We start from the raw sequence: 10853 nt of genomic DNA, 5'->3' as shown, positions 1-10853 counted from the left end.
AGCCAACGCTAGAGGCGCGGCCACCCAGGACGAGATACGGGAGGCGGCGCGGCTGGTCCGTCAGGCGGTCCGTCTGGTCCGGGACACACTGTAATGGCCTACACCAAGATTTTAGTCATTCACAACCGCCTGGACAAGTGTGTGGGCTATACCCAGGACCCGGAAAAGACTTCCCTGGAGGCCGCTATCGACTATGCCCTGGACCGGGAGAAAACGGAACAGACCTGTTTCGAGACCGCCATCAACTGCGACCGGGAAAGGGTCTATGCCGACATGATGGACACCAAGCGGCGCTGGGGCAAGGAGGGGCGGAAACGAAAGGGCTACCACATCATCCAGTCCTTCGCCCCCGGCGAGGTGACGCCGGACCAGGCCCATGCCGTGGGCGTGGAGTTTGCCCGGCGCCTGCTAGGGGACCGCTATGAAGCCATCGTTTCCACCCACCTGAACAAAGCGCATTTACATTCGCATATCATTTTTAATTCCGTCTCCTTTGTGGATGGGGCCATGTACCGGGACCAACTGAAGGACTACTACGGCGGGGACGGTGTGGGCATCCGAGGAACCTCAGACGCCATCTGCCGGGAACACGGGCTGTCCATTATTGAGCCCAGTGAGCCCCTGGGCGGCCCGGTGAGCCGGGCCGAGTGGGAGGCGGCTAGGAAGGGCAAAGCCACCGTGCGGGACCTGATCCGCCGTGACGTGGACGAGGCCATCCGGCAAGCCTACACCTACCAGTCCTTCCTCAGCCAACTGCGGCGGATGGGGTATCGGGTAAAAACCGGCCCCAGGGTCAAGCACACCGCTATCCTTCCCCCCGGTGGGAAAGGGTATATCCGTCTGGACAGCCTGAAAGACGGCTATACCGAGGCGGACATACAGGCTCGGCTTGCCGCCGTCCGTTCCGGCGAGGCCCCGCCGGACTCTCCCCCCACTACTTTTTTCCGTCTGCTGGAGCCAGGCATCCGGTATCGGGTGCGGGGTGGGATACCCCGCCGCCCAAGGAAACTCACGGGCTTTCAAGCCCTCTGCTTCCAATACCTTTGCCTGCTGGGAGCATATCCGAAACGCCGTCCGGGAAACCGGACGGCATTTTCTATGCGGGAGGAACTGCTGAAACTGGACCGCTATCAAGAGCAATTCCAGTATCTACGCAAAAACCGCATCGAGACAGCGGCCCAGCTCTCCATGCAGTATGACGCGATACAGGCGGAGATGGACGCCCTCACAGAACGGCGCGGAGAGTTATACCGGCAGAAGCGGCGGGGAGACGGAGGCGGGGAAATCCAGGCGGAGATCGAACAAATCACCACACACCTGCGGGCGCTGCGCCGGGACTTGAAGTTATGCGCCCGCATCGAGGGCGACATCCCCAAGGTCCGGGCGACGGTGGAAGCCCAGCGCCCAGACCATGTAAGGAGGCGTCCTTATGAAAAAACTGCTCCACGCGGACCTGACCGCCATTCTGGGATTGATACCGCTCTATCAGCCCACCGAGGCAGGGAGCCTTGAATTGGATCTGCTCAAACTGCAACAGGGCGGCGCGGCGGACTATCTGTTTCTGGCCCGGCGTGAGAGGTCCTGGCTGTTTGACCCGCCCCGTGTCTATGAGCCGGGCAGTTATGAAAATCTGTGCTGGCTGGCCTTTCAGGACCGGGCCGGGTGGCCGGTGCTCGCCCTCTTCCTTCATGTGGAGAAGTTTGTGGGCGGACGGCCCTGGGGGAGCGTGACCCTGCTGGACTACCGGGAGGCTGCCCGCGGCGTGGAGACGTTTTCCGCCCTTACCGGGCCCCAGCGGGAGCGGCACTTGAAGCTGCTGAAAAAGCGGTATCTCCAAAAAGTTCAGTATTGTTCCATTCTGGAGGTCATTCAATATTTGAAAACCGGGAGGTGAAGAAGATGGATAACAGCGGTGAAGTGGCCGACCTGATGGTAAAGGAGAGCATCCAGCTCACCGAGGCTGCTGTTAAAATGCTGGCGGCTGGGAGCAAAAACCTGGCCGCCTTTCTGCTGGCCCTGTCCCAAAACAACAAAAAACTCTACGGCAAGGCCAACATGGCCCGGCTGCTTCAAACGGGCCGGGAGCTCAAGACCTTTCACATCAAAGAGAACGACCTGGGAGACTTCCGGGCCTACGCCAAGAAAAATGTGCTGTTCTCCGTGATTAAAGACACCCGTTCCACCAGCGGGATCGTGGACCTTGTGACTAATGTGGACTATGTGCCGCTGGTCAACCACTACCTGGAACAGAGGGGCTACCCGGCCCCCGCCCAGGAACAGGAGGAAGAAGCGCCAAAAAAAGCCGCCCCCCGCGCTCGGCCAGAATACTCCTCACCACAGCGCGGGAGTGGCTCGACAGCCAGGCAGACGAGGAGTACGGATACGAGGACGACGGAGACTACTGAGAAACCATCCGTCAAGTCCCGCCTGGAGGCCCTGCGGGCGGCGTCGGAAGGGATGCGGGAGACCGGCAGGGCCCCACAGGTCAAGGGAAAAACTATACCAAAATCAAGATGAATATGTTTTAGGAGGAACATCATTATGGCAAATTTGGAAGCAATCATCGCTGAAAAGTCCCAGCAGGACACCCAATGGAGGGCGGAAATGCAGGCGGACCGGGAGAACACCATCTCCCTGCAAGATGCCGGAGTGGAGGAGATTACCAGCAATCCGGAACTGTATGTGAAGTACCTGGATATGCAGGGGGATAACCCAACATACAGCGCAGGCAACATCGCCCTGGTCATGTTCCAGGACCCGGAGGCCACCGTATTCGGTACGGCGGAACGGTGGAAAACCCTGAATCGGGGCGTGATAGACCAGGAGCGAAGCAAAGGAGTCAAGATTTTTGCCCGGAATACCCTGGGCCGGGGGTATCGTCTCACAGACGCCTACGACATCCGCCAGACCCAGGGACGCGAACCGAAGAAAGTGCAGTTGAGGGATGACAGCAAGGAAATGAGCATTGCCCTGCGCGCCATCCTCAACTACTCCGTCGTTCCCGTGGCCACCGACCACGACTTGCCCGTGGCCGCCTACTATGACAGCAAAAATATGGAACTGGCCGTCAATCCCGCTTTCTCAGACAGCGAGGCGTTTGCGGCCATCGCCGCTGAGGTGGCCCACTCCCGCATCCACGCCAAGGGGGCCAATCCCGGCTATGACCATGAGGAGGTGGACCTGGATGCACAGAGCATTTCCTACATCCTGTGCCGCCAGTTCGGCATCAAAAGGGACACGCCGGACCTGTCCCGTCTGGAGGAACTATACGAGGGCTGGGACCCCCAGCAGCGGCGGAGCGCCCTGGATCAGATCCAGGGGATGAGCAAGCAGTTTGGCGGCTCCATTGAACGGAACATCACCCCCCAGCAGAGAAGCCGCATCCCGCCCCAGCGCCACAGCCGGTAAGGCCGCAGACCGGGGGCGTCTCCCCGTGGGGGAGACTAATCCGCCCGCCGTCCCCCGTCAAGGCCGAGCGATTGCCAGGGCAATCGCCCGCGAGCCGCCCAGTCTGCGGACTGGGCGGGCCTTGACCGGGGCCGTCCGCCGGATTATGCGGTCTCCAAGGGGAGGACGCCCCAAAAGCCGCTTGACAGCGGCTTTTGTCAGTGTGGGGAACGGGTGCGTCTGCCGCGGCCTCTCCGAAGGCGGGGCCCGCCGTTCAAAAGTCCCCTCAAATTGAGGGGACTTTTGGCCCCAGGTTTCCCGTTGCCTGTTTCCGCTCCCCATGATATAATATTTTTGAACATTTTTTCAAAGGCAGGTGACTGTATGAGCGGCAACGCTTTATTAGACCGTATCGACGCATACGCCCAGGCCATACGGGAGCGCCGCCCCCTCACCACGGACGAGGTGAAGGAACTGGACGCCTACTTCCGCATCGGCATGACCTATACCTCCAACGCCCTGGAGGGCAATTCGCTCACCCTCTCCGAGACCAAGGTGCTCCTGGAGGATGGTATCACCGTGGGCGGCAAGCCCATCCGGGACTGCTACGAGGCCACCGGCCACGCCAGAGCCTATGACTATATGCTGGAGACCGCCAGAGGCGGGCCTCTGCAATTCTGTGAGGAAGATATACTCCGCCTGCACGCACTGTTCTATGGCGGCGTTGACCCAGAGCACGCCGGACGCTACCGGGAGGGCCAGGTGTTCATCACCGGCACGGAGTATGTCCCGCCCACGGCGGAGGAGGTGCCGGGCCTTATGGCCGGGCTGGTGGAGGATCTGAATAAACGGAAGGATGCCACACACCCGGTCCTGCTGGCCGCCTATGCCCACCGGAGGCTGGTGGATATTCACCCCTTCCAGGACGGCAACGGCCGCACCGCCCGGCTCCTGATGAATCTGATCCTGGTGAACAGGGGCTACTGCGTGGTCTCTATCCCACCCATCCTGCGCCATGATTATATTACAGCCCTCCAGCAGGCCCAGCGGGCCCAAGGCCCCAGCGACGCCGCCTTCATCAAACTCATTTGTGAATGTGAACTGGAGGCCCAGAAGGACTACTGCCGGATGTTCCGCATCAAACTCCCGGAGCGGAAGAAAGACGCCCCGGAGCGATAACCCGTAAGTCCCCTCAATTTGAGGGGACTTTTTCTTTTTCCAAATCTGCCCCTATGAAAAGGAGTGGTACGTTTTGAATGTCTTAATCGTAGAGCCTGGCCGTGTCCCTTATGAAAAAGAAATACATGGACTTCAGGAAATGCAGGCGGTAGTAGGAGGCTTGATACAAGCCATCTATCCTTATAAAGAATCAGTGGCCCTTGTCTGTAATGAGGAATCTCTTCTTTTGGGCCTTCCCTTTAATCGGAGCGTGGAGGGGGGATATGGCGGGATTTGCGGCACCTTTTTCCTTTGCGGCATCGAGGCGGATAACTTTTGTTCCTTAACCCCAGAACAAGTACAGATCTACAAAAAGAAATTCCATCATGCGGAGCTTCTGATTGGTGTGAAAGGAGATGAATTGATTACCATGAAAGTCCCTCCCCGCCGGAAAGACCGCCCTCCCGACCGGCGCCACCCGCCTGACCCCAGAGAGCGATAGTTGAAACAGGCCGAACAGTCAATAAGAAGTTTTCCCCGGCTCAGAAAGTACCCTCAATTTCAGGGCACTTTCTGAGCGATTTTTATGGAAGGAGTTGACCCACATGAAGAAACGCACCGCGCCTCTGTTTCTGGCGGTGCTGACCGCCTGCACCCTGGCCTGTCCGGCCATGGCCGCCGAGACCCCCGCGCCGTCCGCCGGACCTGCCGCTCTCTATCCCGTGGAGGTTTTGGAGTACACGGAGGGGGATCGGGCCGAGCCCAGGATCAGCAAGACCTACGAACTCTCGCCCATGGATGACCCGGCCCTCATCCCAACCGGGGACTTTGAGCGGTCCGGCTGTCTCTATACTCTGCTGGATATTGTCAAGGAGGACCAGACGGAGACGGACAGCAAGTATTACACCGAGACCGTGACCCTGGACAGCAAGAGCAAGGACATGGAGGAGATCATGCCCCTGCTGGCCGCCACTTGTGAGGCCGTCACGGAGGACGGCTATACCGGCCTCCTCACCCTGGACACCGCCAGCATCCAGGTGGAGGCGTCCGGCTATGCCACGTCCACCCGAAATGTCTCCGCCACCCGCAGTTATCCCAATCTCTCCGAGGCGGATGTGTCCCTGGTGCCCAAGTCCATTGAGGACAGCGGGCGCACTCTCACACTGGCGGATGTTCAATGGCAGGAGGCTGGGGGCTTCTACAATGCTGCTGCCACCTATACCGGCACCGCTTCCAGCAAATATGCCACCGGCTACACCGTCATGGCGGACTACGCCGGGGAAGTGACCAAGACTACCAGCGGGACCGTGCTCTATACCGCCGTTTTCGGCCTGGCAGAGGAGCAGGAGGCCGTGACCGCTATCCCACAGCCTGCCGCAGAGGGCGGCGGCTTTGACTGGCGCTGGCTGCTGGTCCTGCCCGCCGGGGCTGGCGTTGTCGGCCTGGTATTCCTGGGCCGCTTCCTGCTTCAAAAGTACAAATCCAAGAAAGAGTGGAAGGAGTACAACAAATGAGGCTGAAAACCCTTTGTCTGGCCGCCCTCATGCTGGCGGCTGTCTGCATCACTCCGGCCAGCGCCCTGGAATACACCATGGACGCCCCGGACGATTACCTGTTTGCCCGGCCCACCAGCGACAGCACGATCTATGAGCAGGAGGACCCCAATGTGGACCGGAGCAAAAATACAGCCCTGATCCCGCCCGACTTTGGCAGTCCCACCAGTTACCTCCCCGGCTCTGGCGCGGCCCTGACCCCTAATCTGGTCCCCGGAACCTTGGACGGTGGGGGGCTGGTCTCCCAGGTGGGAAGTGTCACCTATCCCACGGTAAGCACGCACTCCGGCTGGACCGGGACTACCGCCACAGGCTGGACGGATGTGACCAGCGATCTCTACTACTCCGGCGGGCACCTGGGCACCCTCAAAATTCCCGCCATCGGTTTGAGCGTCAAGGTGTACGAGGGCACGAGCAGCAAGACCTTAGCCAAGGGCGCGGGCCACTTTGAGGACACCAGCCTGTGGGATGGAAACTGCTGCATCGCGGCCCACAACCGCGGCGTGAACAACCACTTCGGGAAGCTCCACACCCTAGAGCCGGGGGATACCATCACCTGGACCACCAAGCTGGGCACACGGACTTATGAGGTGGTCAGCGTCCAGAAGGTGAAGGAGACCGACACCAGCGGCACCGCCGCCACCAGCGATAACCGGCTCACACTTTTTACCTGTGTCCGGGACCAGCGGGACTACCGCTGGATGGTCCAGGCCGTGGAGGCTTGAGGCGTCAAAATCTTCCCTCAATTTGAGGGGACTTTTGACGCCCTTCTTTTTTTGCATTTTCAATTTCCATATTTTTACATTTTACAAAACTTTTGCTGTGGAAGGAGGTGTTGATTTTTTCACAGCCTCCTTCTGCCCATTTTTAGGAGGCAATATGAAAAAACTGCTATCCCTATTTCTGGCCCTTGTGACGGTCCTGGGCATCTTGCCCACCGCTGCTTTTGCCGCGGACACGCCGGAGGCGGCACTGGGCGAGGTGAACATCTACAACGGCGAGTATGAACTGGGGTATCTGTCCATCAACGGCACCGTCCGAAAGCAGATCTACACCTATTTTCTCTATGAAGGGAATGACGGCCAGCAGAAGGAGGCTCCGGCCTACTGTGTCAACCCAAACACAAAGGGCGTCCCCCAGACCGTGGGCCCCGGCGAGAGCATCAAGTATCTGGCCGAGGAGAAGTCCAGTGACCCCAAGGTGGTTGGTATTATCTCCAACGGCTATCCCCACCGCAGCCTGGGAGAATTGAAACTGGACAACAAATACCAGGCGTATTACGCCACCAAGATGGCGCTGTGGTGCTATCTCCTGCCCAACTGGAACATCGCCAACCTGAAGGTGGCCTCCGGCCTCTCCGGGAACGAGTTGGACATTGGAAACCGCATCTTGGCCGCCGCCAAGGACATTTACAAGCGTGGCACCACCTATAACTATATGCTCACCCCCCGCATGACCGCCACGGCGGAGACCTCCGCGGCCTACCCCGTGACCATCGGCGGCGAGGAATACAAACAGCAGGTGTTCACTGTCTGGAGCGAGACATGGGTGTACGACTACGATGTAGCCGTATCCTTTGCAGACCTCGGCTCCGTGCCGGAGGGCACGAAGATCGTGGACATGGATAACAACGAGATCACCGCTGTCACCACCGAGCCTACCAGCGACGGCTATGCCGGGCAGTTCAAGGTGCTGTACCCCACTGAAAGCGTGGCGGGCCAGAGCGGAAACGTCCAACTCTCCCTCTCCGCATCTGTGGCCCAGTACGCGGCTATGTACGCCGTGTGCCAGGAGAAGGACCAGTACGGCAATTTGCAGAATTACATCTGCGACCTGGACAACAATGCGCGGTTAGACCTGGCCGCTGTCAGCAGTTACACGGACAGCGAGGCGGATGTACCGGGCGAGACCCGTTTGAAAATCGTGAAACTGGAGGAGGGCACAAAGACCCCGCTGGAGGGGGCTGTGTGTTCTGTGTATGACCCGGAGGGCCGCAAGGTGGGCTCTTACTCCACCGGACCGGAGGGGACGGTCCTGATCCCCCTAACCCTGGAGGGCCATTATACCGTGACGGAGGAGATCCCGCCCCGGTATCACCTGCTCCCGGAGGAGACCACCCAGCACGTCGATGTGGAGTATAACAAGACCGCTATCGTGACCTTTACCAACGCTCCCTATGGCTCCCTGCGGGTGGAGAAACGGAGCGACACCGGCGATGCCCTCTCCGGCGTTACCATCCAGATCAAGCACATTGAGACCGGGGAGACCCGGACGGGCCAGACCCGTAATGGCGTCATCGTCTTTGACGAACTGGCCCCCGGCGGCTGGGAGGTCAAGGAACTGGCCGGAATTGAGGGCTGGATCGCGGACACGGACACAGTGCAGACCGTGGCTGTTGTGGCAGGAGAGGAATCCAGCGCCACCATCGTCAATCAGGAGCTGCCCGGTTTGCGTGTCACCAAGTATGAGCGGGGCACCATGACCCTCATGCCCAATGTGTCCTTCGAGATTTTCCGGGACGCCGAGAGCCTGGGCATCTTCCAGACGGACGAGTTCGGTCAGATTTTGCTCACTAACTGCCAGCCTGGGACCTACCGGGCCGAGGAACGGGACACCGGCGGGGACGGCCATGTGCTGGACACCACCCCCCAGGAGGTGGAATTGAAGGCCGGGGACGGCATCAAGTCCTTGGTATTTTTCAATGACAGGCTGCCGGGCATCCATTTAATCAAGGTGGACAGTGCCGACCTCTCCCAGCCGATTGCCAACGCCCGTTTTCGATTCGAGGCGGTGGACGGCAGTTTCGGTCCGGTGGAATACACCACCCTGGAGGATGGGACCATCGACCTGGGTAAACTCCCCGCCGATACCGCCTATGTAGTAACTGAATTAGAGTGCCCCGGCTATACCGTGGACGACGCCCAGCGCATCATCCACCTGGACGGCGGGGACCAGGCGCAATTTGTTTTTACCAATTCCAAACTGCCCTCGCTGCATTTATATAAGGAGAGCGCGGACGGCACGCCTCTGGGCGGCGTTACCTACCGTCTGGCTAAAATCGAGGACGGCTCCCGGTATCTGGACCGCACCACTTCCAGCACAGGTGAAATCTGCTGGGAGTGCCTGGAGCCTGGCGTCTATTCTCTGCAAGAGGTGTCTACGGTATCGGATCACCTGCTGGACCCAAAAGAGTACCATGTAGAACTGTTTCCCGGTAAAGACAGCACAATTTGTCTGCAAAATGACAAGCGGCCCAATTTGACTGTGGTGAAACGGGACGCTGACACCGGGGCCCCTATCGAGGGGACTGTGTTTCTGGTGAAAGGCGCGGACGGCCATAGTGTGGCGGAAGTGACCACCGGGCCGGACGGCTCCGCCACCGTCTCCAACCTCCTGCCCGCGGTCTATGAGGTGATTGAGAAGTCGGTCCCGTCTCCTTACCTCCCAGACGCCCCCAGCCAGCTTGTCACCCTCTATCCCAACCGGGACAGGACGGTGTATTTTGAAAACCACAAGCGGCCCACTGTCACCGTACAGAAGGAAAATTCTATCACCCATGACCCGATCCAGTATGGGGCTGATGAATACGCTGAAAGCGCAGGCGGAGGAAATTATTCAAGACGAACTGATTTACAATTAGTTTTTAGGCAGAGGCTTTGCCCTCTGCCTAAATTCATAATTCCGACACGCTTTGCATCTTGTATTCTTCGAGATCAAGAAATATAATGGATATATTGGAGGAATGTGAGATGGAATACATGACTTTGAAAGAAGCTGGCGAAAAATGGGGCGTTTCCGCCCGTCAAATAAACTATTACTGCATAGCTGGCCGTATTCCCGGCGCTGTGAAAATGGCAACACTATGGTTAATTCCCAAAGATGCCAAAAAGCCGGTGGATGGCAGGACAAAGCAAGGGAGGGCTTTGAAACATGAATAGTGTTTTGATTATAGACGATGATAAGGAACTTTGTGCCTTGATGAAGAAATGCGTGGAACAGGAAAACTTGTCTGCGGTGGTGGCGCATGGCGGTTTAGAGGGCTTACGGCTGCTGGGAGAAAACAAAGGCACCTGTTGCCTGATTATTCTGGATGTGATGATGCCGGGTATGGACGGCTTTCAGGTATTGCAGAAAATCCGGGAGAAAAATAATGTGCCGGTGCTGATGCTGACCGCCAAAAGCGACGAGGAAGATAAGGTTTCCGGCCTGCGGCTGGGGGCGGACGATTACCTGACAAAACCTTTCGGCATTAACGAGCTGATGGCCCGCGTCAATTCCCTATCATAGTTCTGCTGGCCTGTGCTGCTCTGGCGCTTTTCATTCTGAAAGGGCTGAACAGGAAAGCAAAATAATTAGTTTTACCTGCCGGACGACGGCAAAAGAAAAAAAGCCGTCGTTCAGCAGGCAATCATCATGCCCTAATCACACTTACGGCGGCTTTGACAAAATCAAGGCCGCCGTTTCTTATGCCCTTGACAAAGGAGTGACGACTACACGCTGACACGGCGGCTTTAGGAGGGAGCCGCCATGAAACACATTGACTGCCGACAAATTCAGACGATATTTGCACTATCGTCAAAAAAAGCCCGTTTACCCAGCCGCCCCCGTTTAATAGTCAGTGCGAAAATTGTCACAATGTAACTGAATACCGCGTTTTTTGCGCTCGAATAGCTTTCTGCTGTTAGAGTCGGGAGAAATTAGCCATTTTCTGCCGGGAGAAAACAGCCAATTTCGGCCGGACGAAAATCGCCAATT

At 58.2% G+C, this 10853-nt stretch carries 10 protein-coding genes and 1 pseudogene; all 11 read left to right on the top strand.

What is annotated here, in order from left to right; all coding sequences use genetic code 11:
- Positions 1–93 precede the first annotated feature (93 nt).
- Positions 94–1512, top strand: a complete 1419-nt coding sequence (locus Q0Z71_RS16900) for a relaxase/mobilization nuclease domain-containing protein (protein ID WP_298025310.1) — start codon at positions 94–96, stop codon at positions 1510–1512.
- Complete coding sequence (locus tag Q0Z71_RS16895) at positions 1430–1894, top strand: hypothetical protein (RefSeq protein ID WP_298025308.1); 465 nt, start codon at positions 1430–1432, stop codon at positions 1892–1894. The genes Q0Z71_RS16900 and Q0Z71_RS16895 overlap by 83 nt, the downstream gene beginning before the upstream one ends.
- A 5-nt stretch (positions 1895–1899) precedes the next feature.
- Positions 1900–2517 carry a PcfB family protein gene (locus Q0Z71_RS16890; protein ID WP_298025306.1) on the top strand — a complete coding sequence of 206 codons (618 nt, stop codon included), beginning with the start codon at positions 1900–1902 and terminating at the stop codon, positions 2515–2517.
- A 24-nt stretch (positions 2518–2541) separates the two neighbouring features.
- Positions 2542–3408: a hypothetical protein gene (locus Q0Z71_RS16885; RefSeq protein ID WP_298025303.1), complete on the top strand. Its 867-nt coding sequence runs from the start codon at positions 2542–2544 to the stop codon at positions 3406–3408.
- Positions 3409–3771: 363 nt separating this feature from the next.
- Entirely contained in the window at positions 3772–4566 is a 795-nt protein-coding gene (locus Q0Z71_RS16880; protein WP_298025300.1) for a Fic family protein, read from the top strand.
- 73 nt (positions 4567–4639) lie between these two features.
- Complete coding sequence (locus Q0Z71_RS16875; RefSeq protein WP_298025297.1) at positions 4640–5047, top strand: DUF3846 domain-containing protein; 408 nt, start codon at positions 4640–4642, stop codon at positions 5045–5047.
- 103 nt (positions 5048–5150) lie between these two features.
- The gene (locus Q0Z71_RS16870) at positions 5151–6059 is read left to right on the top strand and encodes a hypothetical protein (protein WP_298025295.1); all 909 of its coding nucleotides are present in this window, start codon (positions 5151–5153) and stop codon (positions 6057–6059) included.
- A complete protein-coding gene (locus Q0Z71_RS16865; protein WP_298025292.1) occupies positions 6056–6823 on the top strand; it encodes a class D sortase in 768 nt (255 codons plus the stop codon). Before Q0Z71_RS16870 ends, Q0Z71_RS16865 begins: the two co-directional genes overlap by 4 nt.
- A 154-nt stretch (positions 6824–6977) precedes the next feature.
- Positions 6978–9824: a SpaA isopeptide-forming pilin-related protein gene (locus tag Q0Z71_RS16860; RefSeq protein WP_298025289.1), complete on the top strand. Its 2847-nt coding sequence runs from the start codon at positions 6978–6980 to the stop codon at positions 9822–9824.
- 23 nt (positions 9825–9847) lie between these two features.
- Positions 9848–10036 carry a helix-turn-helix domain-containing protein gene (locus Q0Z71_RS16855; protein ID WP_118426141.1) on the top strand — a complete coding sequence of 63 codons (189 nt, stop codon included), beginning with the start codon at positions 9848–9850 and terminating at the stop codon, positions 10034–10036.
- A pseudogene (locus Q0Z71_RS16850) lies at positions 10029–10376 on the top strand (response regulator); the annotation flags it as partial. The gene Q0Z71_RS16855 and the pseudogene Q0Z71_RS16850, both read left to right, overlap by 8 nt.
- Positions 10377–10853 lie beyond the last annotated feature (477 nt).

Origin of the sequence: uncultured Dysosmobacter sp. (assembly GCF_947631635.1) — a bacterium.
Classification (GTDB): Bacteria; Bacillota; Clostridia; order Oscillospirales; family Oscillospiraceae; genus Oscillibacter.
Note: the sequence above shows the minus strand (reverse complement) of the source record. Positions and strands in the feature narration are given on the sequence as shown.

What these genes read in the sequence shown, in the direction of transcription:
- Q0Z71_RS16900 (WP_298025310.1), top strand. Translation starts at nt 94, where the DNA reads ATGGCCTACACCAAGATTTTAGTCATTCACAACCGCCTGGACAAGTGT.
- Q0Z71_RS16895 (WP_298025308.1), top strand. Translation starts at nt 1,430, where the DNA reads ATGAAAAAACTGCTCCACGCGGACCTGACCGCCATTCTGGGATTGATA.
- Q0Z71_RS16890 (WP_298025306.1), top strand. Translation starts at nt 1,900, where the DNA reads ATGGATAACAGCGGTGAAGTGGCCGACCTGATGGTAAAGGAGAGCATC.
- Q0Z71_RS16885 (WP_298025303.1), top strand. Translation starts at nt 2,542, where the DNA reads ATGGCAAATTTGGAAGCAATCATCGCTGAAAAGTCCCAGCAGGACACC.
- Q0Z71_RS16880 (WP_298025300.1), top strand. Translation starts at nt 3,772, where the DNA reads ATGAGCGGCAACGCTTTATTAGACCGTATCGACGCATACGCCCAGGCC.
- Q0Z71_RS16870 (WP_298025295.1), top strand. Translation starts at nt 5,151, where the DNA reads ATGAAGAAACGCACCGCGCCTCTGTTTCTGGCGGTGCTGACCGCCTGC.
- Q0Z71_RS16865 (WP_298025292.1), top strand. Translation starts at nt 6,056, where the DNA reads ATGAGGCTGAAAACCCTTTGTCTGGCCGCCCTCATGCTGGCGGCTGTC.
- Q0Z71_RS16860 (WP_298025289.1), top strand. Translation starts at nt 6,978, where the DNA reads ATGAAAAAACTGCTATCCCTATTTCTGGCCCTTGTGACGGTCCTGGGC.
- Q0Z71_RS16855 (WP_118426141.1), top strand. Translation starts at nt 9,848, where the DNA reads ATGGAATACATGACTTTGAAAGAAGCTGGCGAAAAATGGGGCGTTTCC.